This is a genomic window from Amycolatopsis sp. NPDC043889 (assembly GCF_056435645.1).
The window spans coordinates 52,427-74,356 of record NZ_JBWKEC010000035.1 but is presented as its reverse complement, the minus strand read 5'-3'; the positions used below and the strand labels follow the sequence as shown (position 1 = coordinate 74,356).

General features: G+C 70.3%; 6 protein-coding genes. All 6 read right to left on the bottom strand.

Annotated features, from left to right (window positions below):
* Positions 1-198: 198 nt before the first annotated feature.
* A complete protein-coding gene (locus AC0685_RS37580) occupies positions 199-1,395 on the bottom strand; it encodes a cytochrome P450 (RefSeq protein ID WP_478229832.1) in 1,197 nt (398 codons plus the stop codon).
* A complete protein-coding gene (locus tag AC0685_RS37575) occupies positions 1,385-2,542 on the bottom strand; it encodes a cytochrome P450 (RefSeq protein ID WP_478229831.1) in 1,158 nt (385 codons plus the stop codon). Before AC0685_RS37575 ends, AC0685_RS37580 begins: the two co-directional genes overlap by 11 nt.
* Before the next feature lie 23 nt (positions 2,543-2,565).
* The gene (locus AC0685_RS37570) at positions 2,566-3,741 is read right to left on the bottom strand and encodes a cytochrome P450 (RefSeq protein WP_478229830.1); all 1,176 of its coding nucleotides are present in this window, start codon (positions 3,739-3,741) and stop codon (positions 2,566-2,568) included.
* A gap of 113 nt (positions 3,742-3,854) precedes the next feature.
* Positions 3,855-4,064 (bottom strand): MbtH family protein, encoded by a 210-nt coding sequence (locus tag AC0685_RS37565; protein ID WP_478229829.1) that lies wholly within the window; start codon positions 4,062-4,064, stop codon positions 3,855-3,857.
* A gap of 14 nt (positions 4,065-4,078) precedes the next feature.
* A complete protein-coding gene (locus tag AC0685_RS37560) occupies positions 4,079-9,640 on the bottom strand; it encodes an amino acid adenylation domain-containing protein (RefSeq protein ID WP_478229828.1) in 5,562 nt (1,853 codons plus the stop codon).
* Positions 9,641-9,728: 88 nt separating this feature from the next.
* On the bottom strand, positions 9,729-21,740 hold the full coding sequence (locus AC0685_RS37555; RefSeq protein ID WP_478229827.1) for a non-ribosomal peptide synthetase: 12,012 nt from the start codon (positions 21,738-21,740) through the stop codon (positions 9,729-9,731).
* Between the last annotated feature and the right edge of the window lie 190 nt (positions 21,741-21,930).

Genomic DNA, 21,930 nt, shown 5'->3' with positions numbered 1-21,930 from the left:
GTGTCGCGAAAGCCACGTCGACGGCGTAGCGAAGGGCCCCTTCCCTACCTTCAGAGTAGGCAAGGAGGCCTTCACCACCACCTGGGGCGATCACTTTGAACTGACGGTGCGAAAGTGGCTTTCGCAACACGCCACATTTGCCTTACCCCTCAATAACCCGAATCGCCACTCACGACCCGCTGTACCGACGCCTCACCCTCACCACTCGACCATCAGGCTCGTGAGCCCATACGCCGGAGTGGTCAGGCGGAACATGGTGTCCTTCGCGGGATTCGCGAGCCTCAGGTCCGGAAAACGCCGCCACAGCGACGTGAAGACCGTCCGCAGTTCGAGCCGCGCCAGCGAAGCGCCGAGACAGTGGTGGATCCCGTGCCCGAACGCCACGTGCGGCGCGGGCTCCCGCGTGAGATCGAGCCGGTCCGGATCCGGCACCAGCGCGGGATCACGGTTCGCCATGGGGAGCGAGCAGAGCACGGTCTCGCCCTCCTTGATCACCTCGTCCCCGATGACGACGTCCTCCATGGCCGTGCGGGGTGTCGGGGCGTACGGGACCGTGAGGTACCGGATCAGCTCGTCGACCGCCCGGTCCGCCGCCTGGCCGTCGCCCCGCACCGCGGCGAGCTGGTCGGGATGCCGCAGCAGAGCCAGCACGCCGAGGCCGATCATGCCGGAAATGTTGTCGTCACCGGCCAGCATCACCTGAACGCAGAAACCCCGCAGTTCCTCGTCGGTGGCCTCGTCGCCGTGTTCGGCGACGACGGCGCCGATCAGTCCTTCCCCGGGTTCCTCGCGGTTCCTGGCGATCATCGCCAGCAGGTAGCGGGAGAACGCCTCGCCGGCGGCCGCCCGTCTCCGCTGGCTCAGCGAGGCGTCGAGATGTCCGTGGCACAGTTTCAGGAACATGGCGCGATCGTCACGGGGCACCCCGATCAGTTCGCACAGCACGGCTCCCGGCACCTCGTCGGCGACGAGCTCGATCACGTCGGCGGGGGAACCCTCGTCCTCCATGGCATCGAGCCGTTCCGTCACGATCTGCTCGATGTACGGCTCCATGCGCCGCATCTTCCGCAGCGTGAAGCCCGGGGTCAGCTTCTGCCGCATCCGGGTGTGCTCGGGCGGGTCGTAGTCCATCAGGTTGCCGACGAGCTCCTGCGGCCGGAAGATGCCCCGCCCGCCGACCTCGTCCTGCTCGTGCCACCGGCGCCGGGTGCTGAATCGCTTGTGGTCGCCCAGAACCTGGCGGACGACGGAGTGTCCCGCGGCCATCCAGATGGTTTCGGCGTCCGCCCCGGTGCCCACCGTGACCTTCGACAGCGGCCCGGCGGCGCGCAGTTCGTCCGCCGGATCGAGGTCCTGCCTGCGGATGTGCAGCGGACGCGTGTCCTCACCACTCAACGGGGAGCTCCTCGATGTTGAACGGGGCGGGTTTGCCCGCCACGAACCGCAGTTCCTCCTCCGGGACCGCCAGCCGCAGCGCCGGGAACCGGCGCGCCAGGATCGGCAGCGCCACCCGCAGTTCGAGCCTCGCCAGCGGAGCCCCGACACAGTGGTGGATGCCGTGCCCGAAGGCGAGATGCCCCGGGCTGTTCTCCCGGGTGATGTCGAATTTGTCCCCGAGCGCGCGGTTGACCGCCAGCATCGAACAGGTCAGCACGTCACCGGCGTGGATGTCGTATCCGGCGATGGTGAGATCGACGAGCGCCGTCCGGGGTGAAGGGGCCTCGACGATCGTCGGGAAGCGAAGGACTTCCTCGGTCGCGCTGTCCACCAGCTCCGGACGCTCGCGCAGCAAGGACAGCTGGGCGGGATTCGTCGCGAACAGGAGCACCGCCATCGCCAGCTGGGCGGCCATCTGCTCGACGGCCACGATCAGAATCGCCTCGGCGAGCCCCGAAAGTTCCTCGTCGCTGACCTTGTCCCCGTGCTCGCGCACGATGAAACCGATCAGCTCGTCGCCGGGATCGCGGCGTTCGCGGGCGGCGAGCTTTTCGCAGTAGTTGACGACGCCGAGGCTCGACTGGGCCCGCTGCTTGGGGATCCGGCTCTCCCGGCTGTCCCGGATCATGCGCGACAGGTCGGCCTGATCGTCGCGCGGGACACCGAGGAACTCGCAGGCGATGAGCGCCGGGATGGGCCAGCCCGCGTACCGGACGAAGTCGATCGGCGACCCCATGCTCTCCAGATCGTCGAGGCCTTCCTCGATGATCTCTTCGACCCGCGGCCGCAACCGCTCGATCCGCCGGACGCTGAACGCCGGGGCCACCGTCCCGCGCAGACGGGTGTGGTCCGGTGGGTCGTAGGCCTGCAGGATCCCCGGCAGATGGGCGCGGTCCGCCTCGTCGTCGACCGGCCGCATCGAGCTGAACCGCGTGGCGTCGGCGAGGATCTCGCGCACTTCGTCGTACCCGGTGACCAACCATTGCCTGCGGCCGTTGAGCCCCGTCTCCGTGTCGTAGGAGTGCAGCGGGCCTTCCTGGTGCAACGCCCAGAGCTCCGGCGCCGGATCGAGCCGGATCCGCTGATGCGGCAAGGGAACTACCATGATTCTCCTCAGGCTTTCTGGCGTTACCAGTCGAGCGGCAGGGCTTCCACGTCGAACGGTGGCGGTCCGAATTTGAGCTTGCGGTCGGGCTCGGCGAGCCTCAGCTTGGGAAAACGCCGAGCCAGCGCCGGAATCGCCTCCCGGAACACCATCTCCGCCAGTGGCCTGCCGAGGCAGTGGTGGATCCCGTGCCCGAACGAGACATGCGGCGACTTCTCCCTGGTGATGTCGAATTCGTCCTCTCGCGCGGGGAACTTCGCCCGGTTCGCCCCGAGCAGGGAACACGTGACGGTGTCACCGGCCTTGACGAGACGGCCGCCGATCGTCACGTCCTCCTTCGCGATACGAGGGTGGAGCTTCTCGTCGGTGGTGAGATACCGGTTCAGCTCTTCCAGCCAGTCCGGGATCGTGTCCGGCTGGTCCCGCAGGATGTCGAACTGCTCCGGGAAATCGACCATCAGCAACGCGCCCGCCGCGAGGAAACGGGCCACCTGGTCGCCGCCGGCGCCCATGATGAACGCGGCCACTCCGGCCAGTTCCGCGTCGGTGATCTCGTCGCCGTGTTCGCGCACCACCACACCGAACAGGTCGTCACCGGGATCGCGGCGCACGCGGGCGACGGCCTTGTTCATGTACTGCATGTACTTGTTGCCCGCCGCGTTGCGCCGTTTGTCGGTCCGCTCGGTGCGGCTGGCGTGCAGGGTGCGGGACAGATCCGCCTGGTCGTCCCGCGGGATGCCGAGGAAGTCGCAGGTCGCCGTCGTGGCGATCGCCCAGCCGAAGTGCGGGACGAAATCCACCGGACCGCCCATGTCCTCGATGGTGTCCAAGGCGTCTTCGACGATCTGCGCGACCTCGGGCCGGAACCCCTGCATCCGCCGGATGGCGAACGGCGGGGTGACCAGGCGGCGCAGGCGCGTGTGGTCCGGCGGGTCGTAGTGCGTGAGGAAGCCTGGCCAGGCGATACCTGCCGCGGTCCCGCCGTAGATCAGGCGCGCGCTGAACTTGTCCGAGCTGAGGACCTGACGGACCTCGTCGTATCCGGTGGCGAGCCACGCCGTCCGCCGTTCTCCGTCTTCCTCGGTGCCCAAGGCGGAGATGGGGCCTTCGGCCATCAGGGCGAGGAGTTCCGCTCCCGGATCGAATCGGTTCCTCCGGTGGATTTCCAGGCCCTTGACGACGTTGAGCTCCTCGAACACGGCAGTTCCTTTCGTCTTTCGTCCGGCGGGTCGTGAGTGGCGATTCGGGTTAGAACCCGAATCGCCACTCACGACTCGTCCAACCGCTCGCCTTGAGCGGCTGGACACCTCACTCAGCCGTTGACTTCCGCGATCAGGCTCTTCGGCCGCAGGTCGGTCCAGTTCTCCTCGACGTAGCCGAGGCATTCCTGGCGCGAGGCCTCCCCGTGGACGCGGGTCCAGCCGGCGGGCACCTCGGCGAACGTCGGCCAGAGCGAGTGCTGGCCCTCGTCGTTCACCAGCACGAAAAAGGAACCGTCTTCGTTGTCAAAGGGGTTGCTCATGATTGCTTTTCCTTTCACGCGCCCGGCCGCGGCCGGAGCTTCTCGGCGACGATGGACCCAATCTGGACCAACGCCGCGGGTTGCACCATGTCGTAATGGTTGGTCGGGATCTCGTGGTGTTCGATCGTGCCGCTGGTGAAGTCCTTCCAGCCGGCGACGGCCTCCGACACGGGCAGGTGGGCAGGCCGGTCCTCCGAGGCGACGAACAGCAGGATGTCGCCGGTGAACGGCGAGGCCGTGTGCTGCGGCCCGACCTTCCAGAGGTTCTTCATGACCGCTTCCAGCCGCTCCCGGGCACCGGGGCCCTGGACCATGCCTCCGGCGAGCTCCAGATCCTGCTGTTTCCGTTTCTGGAGGCCGTCTTCGTCGCGCGCCGCCTCTTCGGTCACCGTGCCGGTCGCGTTCCGTCCCATGTAGACGGGATAGGCGTCGAGCAGCGCGAGCAGGCCGAGTTCTTCCCCGTCCGCTTCGAGCATCGCGGCCATCGCCTGCGCGATCCGGCCGCCGAGCGACCAGCCGAGCAGGTGGTACGGCCCGGTCGGCTGCACGGCACGGATGTGCTCGAGGTAGTCGGCCGCCATCTCTTCGACGCTCTCGGGCAGGCGTTCGGTCCGCGCGAGGCCGCGTGCCTGCACGCCGTAGACCGGCTGGTTCGCGGGCAGATGCCGCAGCAGCGGCCCGTAGTTCCAGCTCAGCCCACCGCTCGCGTGCACGCAGAACAGCGGCGGCCGGTCTCCGCCTGCCTGCAGCGGCAACAGGATCTCGTAGTCACCCGTCTTCACCGAGGTGCTCGTGCGCCGCCGCTCCCCCACCACGATCAGGGTCTTGGCCGGGGTCTTGCGGGCGAGCAGGCCGGTGTTCAGCATCCGGTGCCCCGGCTCGCCGAACGGGCAGGGCTCACCGGACTTGCCCTCGTCCACCGCCGGTCCGGTGACGTAGAGGTCGCCGACGACGCCAGGGGCGACAGGTCGCTTCTGGCCGTCGAGCACCAGCGCGCCGAGCGGACCCAGCTCCGCGACCACCGAAGGCACTTCGCCCGCCCACCGTGCCGGCGCGATCGCCGGACGGCCGCGTTCGGTCTCGTCGAGGAACAGGTCCAGCTCGCTGATCCGCCGCTGGGGATCCTCCGCGACCTGCTCCAGGACGTGGACCAGCCGCCGTGCCACCGATTCCGCCGTCGCCTCGTCGAAAAGGTCGGCGGCGTAACGGAGAGTGCCTTCGAGACCGTCCTCGTTGTCGTCCTCGTCGAGCCGCTCGGTGAGCTTGACCGCGAGATCCAGTTCCGTGGCCTCGGTTCCGCCGGGTTCGACGCTGGTGCGCAGGGCGGGCAGTTCCGCCGCGTCCCACGCGCCGATGTCCTCCTCGTCCACCTCCAGCCCCACCTGGAACACGGGGTGACGGGACAACGAGGCGGGCAGGTCCAGCAGGTCGACGATCCGCTCGAACGGCACGTCCAGCTGCTGGCGCGCGCCCCGGACGGCCTCCTGCACCCGCGTGACGACCTCGAGGAAGGTCGGGTCACCGGAGAGATCCGTGCGCAGGGCGAGCGGCCGGGCGAACGGCCCGATCATCGGTTCGAGGTCGATGAGGTCCTCGTCCCGAGCCAGCTTCGTCCCGATCACCAGGTCTTCGCCCGCGCCGAATTTGCTCAGCAGCATGGCGAGCGCGGCGTGCACGACGTGGATCGTGTCGGCGCCGAGCCGTTCCACCGCTTCGGTCAGGCGGTCGTACGGCTCGGCGCCCAGCCGCAGCGCGACCGTGCCCGCCCGCCGCGACGGGACGGCCGGACGCGGCCGGTCGAACGGGAGCACCATCTCCCCTTCGATCCCGGTCAGGGTGTCCCGCCAGAAGACGATCTGCTCGTTGATCAGGCTGCCCTGTTCGTCCTCGTCCGCGAGCAGCCGCTGCTCCCAGATCGCGTAGTCGGCGAACTGCAGCGCCAGTGGCGCGCGCTCCGGGACGCGGCCCGAACGCCGTGCGCCGTACGCGGCCGCCAGGTCGCGGAAGAACACGTCGAGCGAGTCGTCGTCGGCGAGGATCCGGTGCAGCCGCAGGTGCAGCACGTGTTCCTTCTCCGCGAGCGCGAAAAGGTCGCAGCGCCAAGGCACTTCACTGGTGAGGTCGAAGACCGACGCGCGCAGTCCGGCGAGCAGGCCGGGAAGCTCTTCCTCGGTGGCGGGCACCGGGGTCAGCTCGATGGCCGCGGGCTCGTGGACGAGCTGCCGGACGTTCTGCGCGTCTCCCGGGAAGGTCGTGCGCAGCACCTCGTGCCGGGTGGCGATGTCGCCGAGTGCCGCCGCCAGCGCGGCCACGTCCAGCCTGCCGCGCAGGCGCAGTGCGACCGAGATGTGCAGACCGGCGGTCTCCTCGCCGGGGCTGGCCAGCAGCCAGGCCCGGAGCTGCCGCGCGGTGAGCGGAACCCGCTCGGGCCGCTTGGCCGGCTCCAGCGCGGGACGGGACTTCGCGGCGAGCGCCCTGGCGACACCGGCGGGCGTCGGCGAGGAGAACAGTTGCCGGATGGGCAGGTCCACGCCGATCACCTCGCGGATCCGCGCGATGAGCCGCATCGCCAGCGCCGAACTGCCGCCGAGGTCGTGGAAAGCGTCGTCGACACCCACGTTGTCGACGCCGAGGATCTCGGAGAACAGCTCGCAGAGCACCTTTTCGGATTCGCTCTCCGGCGCCTTCTCCGAAGCGCGACCCGCGAGATCCGGGGCGGGCAAGGCCCGTCGGTCCACCTTGCCGTTGGGAGTGACGGGCAGACCGGGCAGGGCGACGACCGCCATCGGGACCATGTACGCGGGCAGGACCAGGCCCATCTGGCGCCGGATCTCCTCCGGACCGGCGTCGCCGCCGTCGGAGACGAAGTACCCCACCAGCCGCTTCTCCCCCGGCTGGTCCTCGCGCGCCATGACGACAGCCTCGACCACACCCGGCTGGGCTGCCAGCACGGACTCGACCTCGCCCAGTTCGACGCGGTAGCCGCGGATCTTCACCTGGTCGTCGGCGCGTTCGAGGAACACGACCTCGCCGTCGCGGGTCCAGCGGGCCAGGTCGCCGGTGCGGTACATGCGTTCGCCCGGGAGGAATGGGCAGGCCACGAAACGCTCGGACGTGAGTCCCGGGCTGTCGAGATATCCGCGTGCCAGTCCCGTTCCCGCGATGTACAGCTCGCCCGCCACACCCGGTGCGACGGGCCGCAGGAAGGCGTCGAGGATGTAGATCCTGCGGTTAGTCATGGGGTGCCCGATCGGCAGTTCCCGGTCGACGACGTCGCCGGGTTCGATCGGGAGCCACGTCGCGCACAGCGTGGTCTCGGTCGGCCCGTAGGTGTTGCGCACCCGAAGGTTCGGCTGGGCCCGCCGCAGGTTCTCCACGGACTGCGCGGGAACGATGTCGCCGCCGGTGCCGATTTCGACCAGGCCGTCGAAGCATTCCGGCGACGTCTCCGCGAGCGCGCGGAAGGTGCCGGCGGTGAGGTGGACGTAGTTCGCGCCGCGGGCGACGGCCTGCCGCACCCCGGCCGCGTCCAGCACACCCGGCTCGGTGAGCAGGACACGGGCGCCCGTCGAAAGCGGCACCCACATCGCGTACAGCGACGGGTCGAAGACGTGCGTCGCGTGCATGAGGACGCCGTCGCCGGGGCCGATCTGCCAGCCCTGGTCACCGGCCAGACCCGCGACGCCACCGTGCGGGATCCCCACGCCCTTGGGCAGGCCGGTGGAGCCGGAGGTGTACATGACGTACGCCAGGTCGTCCGCGCTCGGCCGGAATTCCGTTGCTGTGGCGGCAAAAGCGTCGATGGCGGCACGCGTTTCCGGTGCGTCGAGGACGATCGTGCCCTTCGGCACGACGCCACTGGTGGCCTGCGTGCACAGGACGACCGACACCGCGGAGTCGTCGAGGATGAACGCGATCCGCTCGGCCGGGTACTCGACGTCCACCGGGACGTACGCGGCACCCGCCTTCCAGATCGCCAGGAACGCGATGAGCAGATCCGGCGACCGCTCCATCGCCACGCCGACGCGGTCACCGCGGCCGACGCCACGGGCGGCGAGGTACGCGGCCAGGCGGTTCGACGCATGGTCGACCTCGGCGTAGGTGAGGTTCGCGCCCGCGGCGTCGGTGATCGCCACCGCCTCGGGCGCCTCGGCCACCCGCCGCGCGAACAGCTCGACGACGGAGTCGCCCGGCACCGGCCCCTCGGTCGCGTTGAATTCCTCCACCACCAAGGCACGTTCGGCCTCGCTCAGCAGCGTCAACCGGCCGACGAGGACGTCGGGCTCGGCGACCAGCCGCTCCAGCACCCTGGCCAGCGCACCGACGACCGACCTGGCGGCCTTTTCGTCGAACAGGCCGCGGTCGTAGTCGAGGATGAGCGGCATCTGCTCACCCGGACCGGTGACCAGGGTGAACGGATAGTGCGACGAGTTGCGCCCGCGTTTGACCGGACGCAGCGTCAAGCCGTCGTGGGCCTGCCCGAGTCCCTTGCGGGGGAAGTTCTCGTAGATGACGAGCGTGTCGAACACCGCGCCGGGTCCGACGACGGCCTGCACGTCCTGGAGGCCGAGGTGCTGGTGGGCCATGAGGGCGGACTGGTCGCGCTGCAGTTCGGCGAACAGGTCGACGGCCCGCTTCCCGCCGTCGAGCCGCACGCGCACCGGCAGGGTGTTGAGCAGCTGGCCGACCATCGATTCGACCCCCGCCAGTTCGGCGGGTCGGCCCGAAGCGGTCGCACCGAACACCACGTCGGTACGCCCGGCGAGCTGCGACAGCACGACCGCCCACGCACCCTGCACGACGGTGTTCAGCGTGAGGTCGTGGCCGCGCGCGAGATTCGCCAGCCCGTCGGTGAGTTCCGTGGACAGCTCGACGATCGCGGTGTCGATCTCCGGCACCCGGCTGGGATCGGCGGGCGCGACCGCGGTGGGCGTATCGACCCCGGCGAACTCCTCGCGCCAGGCAGCACGAGCGATTTCCTTGTCCTGCTTGCCGAGCCAGGCGAGATAGTCCCGATAGGACACTGTGGGCGGCAGCCCGGACGCGTCCCCGCCCGCGGCGTAGATCGCGGCGAGTTCGCGGTGGATGATCGGCATCGACCAGCCGTCGGTCAGCACGTGGTGCAGCGTGTGCACGAGCCGGTGGCGGTCCGGCCCGAGCCGGATCAGGTGCAGCTTCATCAGCGGCGCGACCTCGATGCGGAGCCGCTCGGCCAGCTCGTCCGCGGCCAGCCGGTCGACCTCGCTGTCGAGGATTTCCTTCGGCAGCCCGGTGAGATCCGTTTCGCGCCAAGGGATCTGCGCGTCCCGCGTGATGACCTGCACCATCTGCGCGCCGCTGACGTAACGGAAACAGGCCCGCAGCGCGGCGTGCCGGTCGACCAGCGCCTGCCACGACGCCCTGAGCAGGGCGGCGTCGAGCGGGCCGTCGATACCGTAGACGGTCTGCACGGTGTAGGTGTCGGGCCCCTCGTCGTCGAGGGCGGTGTGGTAGAGCATTCCCTCCTGCAGCGGGGAAAGAGGCCAGACGTCCTCCACGCTGGAACGCGGCTTCGCGCGAGTGTCGTCAACGGTCACGATCTGCTCCTTGGTGAGATGGGCGAATCAACTCGCGTTTGCGATGGGGCTCGTGAGTGGCAGGGACGGTTCTAACCGTCCTTGCCACTCACGAGAACCCGGCCTCAAGCTGTTCCAACTGGTCCGGGGAAAGCGCGACAAGCGAGCCCCCCACGCCCCCGGTGGGCTCCGCCTCCGGTTCCGGGGTGCTCTCGCCTTCGGCCGGGATCTCCTTGACGAGCGTCGCCAGCCGTTCCGGTGTCTTCTCTTCGAACACTTGCCACGGGCTCAGTTCCAGCCCTTCGCGGCGGGCGCGGGCCGACAGCTGCATCGAGATGATCGAGTCGCCGCCGAGTTCGAAGAAGCTGTCGTCGGGCCCGACCTGCTCCAGGCCGAGCACCTCCGCGAACAGCTCGCACAGCTTCGCCTCCATGGCCGTGCGCGGATCGCGGCCGGAGGACAGGCCGGAGAAGTCGGGCGCCTGGAGCGCCCGGTGGTCGAGCTTGCCGTTCGGGGTGAGCGGCATCTTCTCCAGCGCCACGAACGCCGCGGGCATCATGTACTCCGGCAGCCGTCCGGCAGCCATCTCGCGCAGCACCGAAGTGAGCGAGCCGTCGGCCTCGTCGGCGGGCACAACGTAGGCCACCAGCCGTTTGTCACCCGGCCCGTCCCGGTGGACGGCGACCGCCACCTGGGCGACGCCCGGATGCTCGGCCAGCACGTTCTCGATCTCCGCGGGTTCGACCCGGTAGCCGCGCACCTTCACCTGCGCGTCGACGCGGCCGACGAAGATCAGCTCGCCGTCGGGATCCCAGCGGAACCGGTCGCCGGAGCGGTACATGCGCTCGCCCGGCGTGAACGGGTCGGCGACGAACCGTTCCGACGTCAGTCCCGGCCGTCCGAGATACCCGCGGGCGAGTCCGGCGCCCGCGATGTACAGCTCGCCCGCCACCCCCGGCGGCACGGGCTGCAGGTACGCGTCGAGGATGTAGTGCTTCACGTTCCGGATCGGACCGCCGAGCGGGACGACCTCGTGTCCCGGCGACAACGGGGCGCTCATGGTCGAGCAGATCGTCGTCTCGGTGGGGCCGTACGCGTTGATGAACCGGCGGCCCGGCGACCAGCGGTCGACCAGTGCCGGTGTGCACACCTCGCCGCCCGTCAGGACGCCGCGCAGGGTGTCCGGCAGATCCTCCTCGACCGCCAGCACACTCGGCGACACGGTGAGATGGGTGATCCCCCACCGGCGAAGCGCGTCGCCGAGGGTCACCCGGGGCGGCATGCTCTCCGCGTCGGCCAGCACCAGGGTCGCGCCGGCCAGAAGGGACATGTACAGCTCCGAAACGATGGCGTCGAAGCCGATCGCGGACAGCTGCAGGACCCGCGAGGACGACGTCACACCAAGGCGTTCGATATGCGCCGTCGCCAGGTTCCCGAGCCCGGAATGAGTGACCTGGACGCCCTTCGGCACCCCAGTCGAACCGGACGTGTAGATCACGTACGCCGCGTCGGTCGTCTTCACCGACGGCAACACGACCGACGGATCCGCGGCCGGAAGTTCATCCAGCAGCAGGATTTCGCCGTCGAAGTTCGCCGGCACGACCGCCCGGGTCGCCGCCGTGCACACCAGGACCTCCGGCGCCGAACTGGTCAGCATCAGTTCGATGCGCTCGGCCGGATAGTCCGGGTCGACCGGGACGAACGCCCCGCCCGCGAACGTCACGCCCATCATGGTCACCACGAGTTCGGCCGACCGTTCGACCAGCACCCCGACCCGGGTCTCCCGCCGGACACCCAGCCCGACGAGCAACCGCGCCAGCATTTCGACCTCGTCGAACAGCCCGCCGTAAGTCAGGGTGCGCTTCGCGTCCTCGATCGCCACCGCGTCGCGCGATCGCTCCACCTGACGGCGGAACAACACCGGCAGGGTCTCGGCCTCGAACGGCACCTCGGTCCGGTTCCACTCCTCGATCACCAGACGACGCTGCTCCGGCCCGATCAGGGCGACCCGGCCGACCGGCACCCGCGGCTCGGTCACGACCTGGTCGAGCGCCCGGATGATCGACGCGACGATCTCCTCGATCCGGTCCCGGCCGAACACGTCCGGCCGGTAGATGACCTCACCGTGGACGCCGCCGCCCTCGGAAGCGCGGATGGACAACGGATAGTGCCCGGTGTCGTCCGGGATCCCCGCCGGGCGCAGGGCGAGGACGTCGGGATCGTCGGACGGCGGGGGCGGCGGCGGGTAGTTCTCGAACACCACGATCGTGTCGAAGGCCGCGCCGGGACCGGCGAGCTGGTTGATCTCGGTCAGTCCGACGTGCTGATGCGGCATCAGCGCGACCTGGCGTTCCTGCAGATCCGCCAGCATCTCCAGGAACGGCTGGGCGCCGGTGAGCCTGGCCCGGACCGGCAGCATGTTCATGAACAGGCCGACCGCCGATTCGACACCGGGGATCTCGACCGGCCGTCCGGCCACCGTGGTCCCGAAGACGACGTCGTCGCGTCCGGTCAGCCTGGCCAGCAGAAGTGCCCACACGCCTTGGAAAAGCGTGTTCGTCGTGACGCCGTGCCGCCGGGTGAACTCCATCAGGCGGCCGCTGAGGTCGTCGTCGAGTTCGAAGCGGACGCGGTCCGGCTCGATGGGCACGGCGATCGTGTCCGGCGGCACCACATGGGTCGCCTCGTCGAGCCCCGCCAACTCGGTCCGCCAGGCCTCCTTGGCCGCCGCCTTGTCCTGACGGGAAAGCCAGGCGAGGTACTCCCGGTACGACGTCGGTGCGGGCAGCGTCCGGCCGTCTTCGTACGCTGCCATCACCTCGCCGAGGAAGACCGGAAGCGACCAGCCGTCGGCCGAGATGTGGTGCGACCGGAGCACCAGCCGGTGCCTGCGATCGGTGAACCGCACCAGGTGCAGGTGCAGCAGCGGCGCCTTCGCCAGGTCGAACCGCTCGGCGTGGGATGCCGCCGCGAGCCGCTCGAATTCCGCCAGCGCCTCGTCCTCAGGCAGGTGCGACAGGTCGGTCTCCTGCCACGGCACCGGAACGTCGCGGACGACGGCCTGGACGGCGGTCCCGGAGCCGAGGCGGTGGAAACCCGCCCGTAGCGCGGGATGCCGGTCGAGCAGGGTCTGCCACGCCGCACGGAACCGGGCGACGTCCAGCGGACCGTCGAGGATGATGTCGCGGATCCCCGCGTAGACGTCCGGGCCGCGCTCGTCCACCGCGTGGAACAGCAACCCTTCCTGCAGCGGGGAAAGCGGCCAGATGTCGTGCAGGCTCGGGACGAGGGCCTCGACGTCGGTCACCTCCTGCTGCGTCAGCGTGATGAGCGGGAAGTCCGACGGCGTGTGTCCTCCCGCGCCGCCCTCGGCGTGGATGGCGAGCCCGGTCAGCATCTCCAGCCACGCCTGGCCGAGCGACTCGGCGTCGGCTTCGGTGAGCAGCCGTTCCGCCCAGGTGATGGTCAGGGTGAACTCGGGTCCGGCGTCTCCGTCGAGCACCACCGCGTCGATTTCGACGGCGTGCCGCAGCGGCAGGTCGTCCTCCGCCGTGCCGCCGATGGTCCCGGCCAGCTGCCAGGGTTCCGCGTCGCCGTCGGGCCGGGGCGAGAACCGCCCGAGGTAGTTGAAGCCGATCTCCGGCGACGGCAGTGCCGCGAGCACCTTCCCGGCTTCGTCGTCGAGATACCGCAGCATCCCGTAGCCGAGGCCGCCGTCGGGTACCGCACGCACGTTTTCCTTGACCTGCTTCAACAACTGGCCAGGCGCGTCCGCCCCGGAGGTGTCCAACCTCAGGGGATGGACATCGGTGAACCAGCCGAGCGTCCGCGACAGATCCATCCCGTCGAGTGGCTGACGGCCGTGGCCTTCGACGTCCACCACGACGGCGGTGCCGCCCCGCCAGTGGGCCACCGCACCGGCGAGCGTCGCCAGCAGCACCTCGTGGATGCCGCAGTGGAAAGCCGACGTCGCCTTCTCCGCGAGGACGCTCGCGCGGTCCCGCGGCAACGTCCACGAGCGGCGTCCGGAAGTCGCGATGGTGTCGCGTTTCGGGTCGAGTACGCCGACCCGCGCCCGCGCGCCGTCGAGGATTTCCTTCCAGGTCTCCAGTTCCCCGGTCCGCTGCGCGGCCTGGTCGGCCAGCGTCCGCGCCCAGCGCCGGAACGAGACGGGCGGCGGATCGAGCACCGGTTCTTCGCAGGCCGCTTGCAGATCCGCCAGCAGGACACGCCACGACACCACGTCGACCGCGAGGTGATGGGCGGCCACCACGAGCCGTCCCGCCCGATCGGGTCCCGCGTCCACCCAAACGGCTTGGAACATCACACCCGCGACGGGATCGAGCCGTCCGGCCGCCTCGTGCGCGTGGCGCTCCGCGATCTCGTCGAGGTCACCGTCGCCCGCCTCGACCCGCTGGAGCAAGGTCGCCGCGTCCACGGTTCCCCGCTCGGCAACGACCAGACGGGACTCGGTGACTCGGCTCCGCAGCAGGTCGTGGGTGTCGATCAGCGCGTCCAGACCGGCCGTCAGCGCCTTGAGCGACAGGTCGCCGGGCACGCCCGCCGTCACCCACTGCGCCAAAGCGCCCCGCGACATCGCGCCGGGATCGCGTTCGAGCAGCGCCCGCACGACCGGCGTCCACGGCACCTCGCCGACGCCATCGGCGACCTCGGCCTGCCGCACGCCGCGTCCGGCGACCGCCGCGATCCCCGCGGGGGTCTTCTGCTCGAAGACCTGCTTGGCACCGAAGACGAAATCCTCGCGCCGGGCACGGGCGGCCAGGCGCATCGAGAGGATCGAGTCGCCGCCCAGTTCGAAGAAGCTGTCGTCCGCGCCGACCCGGTCCAGCCCGAGGATCTCGGCGAAGAGATCGGTCATCACGCGTTCGGCTTCGGTCCGCGGCTCGCGGCCCGCCGGTTTGCCGGCGAATTCGGGCGCGGGCAGGGCGGCGCGGTCGATCTTTCCATTGAGGGTCAACGGGAAGGCGTCCAGCACCAGCACCACCGCGGGCACCATGAACTCCGGAAGCCGCTCCGCGAGCCGCGCTCGGAGCGCCTCGGAGTCCAGTCCCGATTCCGCGGTCACGTAGGCGATCAGCCGCTTCTCGCCGGGACGTTCTTCCCGTGCCACCACGACCGCCTGCGCGACGTCGGGCAGCGCGGTCAACGCCGCCTCGATCTCCCCCGGTTCGACGCGGTAGCCGCGGATCTTCACCTGGGAGTCGGCCCGGCCGCCGAACAGCAGCTCGCCGTCTTCGGTCCAGCGCGCGAGGTCGCCCGTGCGGTACATCCGCTCACCGGCCGCGAAGGGGCTGGCGACGAACCGTTGCGCCGTCGCGGTCGGAGCGCCCAGATAACCGTGCGCCAGACCGGCACCGGCGAGGTACAGCTCACCGGTCACGCCCGGCGCCACCGGCTGGAGGAACGCGTCGAGTACGTACGCCTGCCTTCCGGCCAGTGGTCCGCCGATCGGCAGGACACTGCCCGTTTCGGCGCCGGGTTCGAGAACGAGCCACGTGGCGCACAGGGTGATCTCGGTGGGGCCGTACAGCTGGCGGAACCGGACGTCCGGGCAGGCGCGGCGCATCCGTTCGACGGAGGCGAGCGGCACCGCGTCGCCGCCGGTCAGGATCTCCCGCAGTCCGGTGAAGGATTCCGGTGCTTCCTCGGCCACCACACGGAAAGTCCCGGCGGTCAGGTGAATCGTGGTGACACCGCGCTCGACCGCTTCCCGCACCCGCTGCGCGTCGACCGCGCCCGGCTCCGCGACCACCACGGCGGCCCCGCTCACCAGCGGCACCCAGATCTCGACCAGCGACGCGTCGAACGCGTGGGAAGCGTGCAGCAGCACGCGATCTCCGGGGCCCTGCGACCAGCCCGGGTCACCCGCCAGCGCCGCGACACTGCCGTGCGGCACCGAAACACCCTTCGGTACGCCGGTCGATCCCGACGTGTACATCACGTAAGCCGTGTCGTGCGCGCCGACGACGACCGGCGGCGCCGCGTGCTCCGTCGCGCCCATGACGACCGGCTCGACGCCGTCCGGCACCGAATCGCGGCTCGTCGCCACGCAGATCGCCAGCGCCGCACCGGAATCGGCCAGCATCCGCTCGATCCGTTCCGCGGGATAGTCCACGTTCACCGGGACCTGCGCCGCACCGGCCTTCCAGACCGCGAGCAGCGCGATGAGCAGATCCGCGCCGCGTTCCATCACGACGCCGACGCGGTCACCGCGCCGGACACCCCGCGCGGCCAGATTCCCGGCCAGCCCATCGGATTCGCGGTCGAGCTCGGCGTAGGACAGCGTGCGTTCGCCGTCCACGACAGCCACCGCCTCCGGGGACTTCCCGGCCTGCCGCCGGAACAGCTCCGGCACCGTGACACCCGTCGTCGCCTCGGCCGTCGCGTTCCACCGGTCCACCACGGACTCGCGTGCCGTTTCGCTCGTCACGCCGAGGCGTCCCACGGGAAGCGATGCCTCCGCCGGCACCCGCTCCAGTACCCGGACGACCTGCCTGGCGACCTCCGCCGCCGTTCCGGCGTCGATCCGGTCGGGCCGGTAGGCCATGCGGATCAGCAGGCTCTTGCCGGGCGAAACGCTCATGGTCAGCGGATAACCGGTGCCGGTCCTGGTCTCGACGGCGCTGATCGCGACACCGCCGTCGTCACCGAGACCGTCGGCGTCATGCGGGTAGTTCTCGATCATCACGATGGTGTCGAAGACCGCGCCCGCCCCCGCCGCGCGCTGTACCTGCGAGAGCCCCAGGTACTGGTGCTCGGTCAACGCGGACTGCCGGGCCTGCAGATCCTGGAGCATTTCCAGCACCGGCAGGTCGCCGTCGAGGCGCACGCGGACCGGGACGGTGTTGATGAACATCCCCACCATCTGCTCCACGTCCGGCACGTCCGCGGGTCGCCCGGACACGACCGTCCCGAACACGACGTCCGTCCGGCCGGCCAGCCGCGACAGGACCAGCGCCCACGCGCCCTGCACGATCGTGCTCAACGTCAGGCCGTGACCGCGGGCGAAACCGGTGAGTGCGCGCGTCGCCGCTTCGGGCAGCGATTCGGCGTGCTCACCCGGTACGACCATCGCCTTGTCCGCGTCGGCGTCCACCACGGTCGGCTCGTCGGAACCGGCGAGTTCGGCCCGCCACGCCGCCTGCGTCGCGTGCTCGTCCTGGCGGCTGAGCCAGGTCAGGTAGTCCTTATAGGACGGTGACTTCGACGGCGCTTGCCCGCCCGCGTACGCGATCGACACCTCACCCAGGACGAGCGGTGTGGACCAGCCGTCGAGGAGGACGTGGTGCGACGTCAGCACGAACCGGTGCCGCACCGGGCTGAGCTTGATCAGCATCAGCCGGAGCAGCGGCGCCTTGGTCACGTCGAAGCGCTCCGCCTGGTCTTCGGCGAGCAGGCGTTCGATCTCCGCGGCCGCGTCCGCCTCCCCGACGTGCGACAGATCGACCTCACGCCAAGGGATTTCCGCTTCGGCGGCGACGACCTGCACCGGCTCGCCGGAAGCCAGCTGGTGGAAACCCGTCCGGAGCGAATCGTGCCGGGCGACCACCTGGTTCCACGCGCCGCGCAGCCGCTCGGCGTCGAGCGGCCCGTCGAGGTCGAGGATCCGCTGGCTCTGGTAGACGTCGACGCCGTCGTCGGCGACGGCTCGCTCGAAGAGCATGCCTTCCTGCAGCGGCGAGAGCGGCCAGATGTCGGTCAGCCCCGGCGTCGCGGCTTCCAGCTCCGTCACGTCCTGCTGCGCCAGCTCGACGAGAGCGAAGTCGGACGGCGTGTGCCCGCCCGCGGCCGGATCGTCGGCGAGCGCGTTCAGTGTCGCCAGCCAGGCCTCGCCGAGGCGCTCCACCGTGGCGGGGTCGACATCCCGGCCGTCGATGGCGAGCCCGAGCCGCGGCCCGTCCGGCGTGTCCTGCACCTCGGCGCCGACCTCGACGGGGTGGGCCAGGATCATGTCCGGCCCGCCACCGAGCGGCCCTTCGCCCGCTGGCTGCCACGCACGGTCCTTGGCGGAAAGACTTGTGCGGCCGAGATAGTTGAAGCCGATCTGCGCGGACGGCGACTCCGCCAGCCGGGCGCCGGTTTCGGGGTTGAGGTAACGCAGCAGCCCGTAGCCGAGCCCGTCTCCGGGAACGGCGCGGATCTGTTCCTTGGCGGTCTTCAGCAGATTCCCCGACGAGACGTCGAAGCGGACCGGGTGCACGCTGGTGAACCAGCCCACCGTGCGCAGAAGGTCCTCGCCGTCGGCGGCCTCGCGGCCGTGGCCTTCGACGTCCACCAGCACCGCGCACCCGGTCCCGCGCAGCCGCGTCACCGCACCCGCGAGACCCGCCAGCAGGACGTCCTGGATCCCGCAGTGGAAGGCGCTCGGCAACCGGGTCAGCAGGTCGTTCGCCACGCCGCCGGACAGCGTCGCGGACCACGAGTGCGTCTTGCCGGGGCTCAGTTCCACGGCCGGTTCCGCGCCGTCGAGGAGGGCGATCCACTGCTCGGTTTCGGCCACGGTGCGCTCGTCGCGCGCCTGCTCGGCCAGCCTCCGCGCCCACTGCCGGTATGGCGTCGCCACGGGTTCGAGCGCCGCGTCTTCGTAGGCCGAGCGCAGATCGGGCAGCAGGATTCCCCACGAGACCGCGTCCACGGCCAGGTGATGCGCCACGAGCGCGAACCGTCCCTGTCCGGATTCCGGATCGTCGATCCACACCGCGCGCAGCATCGCCCCGGCCGCCGGGTCCAGCGTGCCCGTCGCCGTCCGGACCGCGCGTTCGGCGGCCTCGTCCAGGTCGCGGGCTTCGACCCGCGTCACCAGACCGGCCGCGTCGACCGCACCCGGCTCGGGCACGATCAGCCGTCCCGCTTCCACCCGCGCCCGCAGCAGATCATGCGTTTCCAGCACGGCCTGCAGGGCCTTGACCAGCGCGTCCTGGTCGAAGCCCTCGGGGGTGACGATCACCCTCGCCTGCCCGAAGCCGGGGCGCACGGCGTTCTCGCCCAGAGCGAGCATCACCGGTGTCATCGGGATCTCGCCGACGCCTGTGTCCACAGTGGAGGGCTTTGCCGGAGCTTCCTTGGCCAGCGCCGCCAGCCGCTCGGGCGTCCGGTGCTCGAACACCAGCCGCGGCGTCAGGGAGATCCCCTCCCGCCGGGCGCGGGCGGCCACCTGCATCGACGAGATCGAGTCGCCACCCAGCTCGAAGAAGCTGTCTTCGACGCCGACCCGCTCCAGGCCGAGGACGTCGGCGAACACTCCACAAAGGACTCGTTCGTCCTCGTTCGAGGGCTCCCGGCCCGCCACCTTCGCGGAGAAGTCCGGCTCGGGAAGTGCCTGCCGGTCCACTTTGCCGTTGACGGTCAACGGAAGTTCGTCCAGCACGAGGATCGCGGCCGGGATCATGAACTCGGGCAGCGTCTCGGCGAGTTGCCCGCTCAGGCGCGCCGGGTCGAGATCCTGCCCCGCTTCGGGCACGGCGTAGCCGATCAGCTGCTCACCACGGGCGATCACCACGGCCTGAGCGACCCCGGGCAGCCGGGCGATCGCCACCTCGATCTCCCCGGGCTCCACCCGGTAACCGCGGATCTTCACCTGGTCGTCGGCGCGCCCGGCGAACGCCAGCGTGCCGTTCTCCGTCCAGGACGCGAGGTCCCCGGTCCGGTACATGCGCCCGCCGGGCACGAACGGATCCGCGACGAATCGTTCGGCCGTCAGCATCGAGCGGCCCAGATAGCCTTGCGCCACGCCGGCTCCGGCGACGTACAGCTCGCCGGGCAACCCCGCGGGCACCGGCCGCAGGAACGCGTCGAGGACGTATACGCGCCGTCCCGCGAGCGGGCGGCCGATCGGCAGCACCGACCCCATGTCGTCGCCGGGTTCGAGCAGCCACCACGTCGCGCACAGCGTGGCCTCGGTGGGCCCGTAGAGATGCCGCACCCGCACGTCCGGGCAAGTCTTGCGGACCCGCTCGACCGCCGCCGGTGGCACCGCGTCGCCTCCGGTCAGCACCTCGCGCAGCCCGGCGACCGATTCGGGCGCTTCCTCCGCCAGCACCCGGAAACTCCCGGCCGTCAGGTGGGCCGCCGTGACCCCGGCCGCCACGTAGCCGGCCAGCGCCTCGCCGTCCACCGCACCCGACCCGGCGAGCACCAGCCGGGCACCCGACAGCAGCGGCACCCACATCTCGAACAGGGAGATGTCGAAAGCGTGCGACGCGTGCATCAACACCGCGTCGCCGGGACCGACGTCCCAGCCCGGCTCACCGACCAGCGCCGCGACGTTGCCGTGCGACACCGCGACACCCTTGGGCGTTCCCGTCGAGCCCGACGTGTACATCACGTACGCGACATCGTCCGCCGTGGCGCCGATCGACAGCCGGGCGGACTCCGCCACCGCTCGCCGAGTCTCCGGATCGTCGAGGACGATCGGTTCCAGACCACCATCCAGGACGGCGTCCCGATGCGCTTCCGAGCACACGACCGCCGACGGCTCCGCGTCCGCCAGCATGAACTTCACGCGTTCCGCCGGGTACGCGGGGTCCAGCGGGATGTACGCCGCGCCCGCCTTCCACACCGCGAGCAGCGTCGCGATCAGATCGGGCGACCGGTCCATCACGACGGCGACCCGGTCGCCGCGCCGGACTCCCTTGCCGCTCAAGTACCCCGCGAGCCGTTCGGCACGCTCGGCCAGTTCCCCGTACGACAGCGTTTCGTCACCGGCGACGACGGCGACCGCGCTTTCGACCTGACGCGAGAACAGATCCGGCGCCAGTACGTCCGGTGCCGGCTCAGCCGAGACACCCCACTGCCCGACCGTTTCGCGCTCGACCGCGCTCGTCACGTCGATGTCGGCGACGGTGAGGTCACCCGACAGCTGACGCAGCACTCCGGTGAACCGCTCGACGATGGCTCGCGCGGCCGCCTCGTCGTAAAGGTCCGTCAGGTAGTCGAGTTTGACGAGCATCGATTCGCCGGGGACGGCGACCAGCGTCAGCGGGTAGTGCGCGGCCTCCTGGCCCTGGTTCACGCGAATGCCGAAGGGCGCGGCGGAATCCGGCCCGCCGAGCTCACGCGGGAAGTTCTCGAAGACGATCATGGTGTCGAAGCTCGCGCCGGGTCCGGCCGCCTGCTGGATGTCCGCCAGCCCGACGAACTGGTCTGGGATGAGCGCTGACTGCCGCTTCTGCAACTCCGCCAGCATCTCGACGACCGGCGCCGAGCCACGCAGCCGCGCGCGCACCGGAACGGTGTTGAGGAAGAGCCCCACCATCCCCTCCACGCCGGGAAGATCCGGCGGGCGCGCCGAAACGACCGCACCGAACACGACGTCCGTGCGGCCGGCCAGTTGCGCGAGCACCAGCGCCCACGCGCCCTGCACCACCGTGTTCAGCGTGAGTCCGTTGCCGCGGGCCAGCTCCTCCAGCGAGCGGGTGAGCTCCGAGGGCAGTTCGACCGTCACGCTCTCGGGAATGCCGGGCGCCCGCCCCGGATCGGCGGGCGCCACCAGGGTCTGCGCCTCGAGATCACCGAGTTCCTTCGTCCAGGCCGCGAGCGCCTTCGTCTTGTCCTGGCGGTTCAGCCACGCGAGATATTCGCGGTACGGCGTCACTTCCGGCAGCTCCGCCGCCGCGTACAGCGCCGACAGCTCGTCGAACACGATGGGCAGCGACCAGGCGTCCATGATCGCGTGATGGCAGGTCACCACGAGGCGGTGGCTGTCGTCGCCGAGCCGGATCAACGTCAGCCGCAGCAACGGCGCCGTCGCGAGGTCGAACCGTTTCGTCCGGTCCTCCTCGGCCAGCTCCCGCACGGCATATGCGGTGTCGTCGAGGTGGGACAGGTCGATCTCGCGCCACGGCAGTTCGACCTGCCTGGCGATGATCTGCACGGTCTCACCGGTTTTGCGCTGCCGGAAACAAGCCCGCAGCGACGCGTGCCGGGCCAGCAGCGCCTCCCACGCCGCGCGCAGCCTCGCCGCGTCCACGGGCCCGTCCAGCTCCAGGATCCAATGTCCGATGTAGACGTCGAGCCCTTCACCGTCGTAGACCGCGTGGAAGACCAGCCCTGCCTGCAACGGCGACAGCGGCCAGATGTCCTCGATCCGCGACTGAGCCATCAATATCTCCCTCGATCAGCGAAGTCCTTCGGCGAACCAGCCTCGAATTCCTCGTTCCCGTCTGCGCGAAGTCGAGGAGCCGACGTCGAACGCGGCATGTCCCCCCGCAGAATCGTCGCCCGAAGGGTCGGCACGGACAACATGTCCAACGGGCCTCGTTTTCCTGCGGTACAGGGGGTCGTGAGTGGCG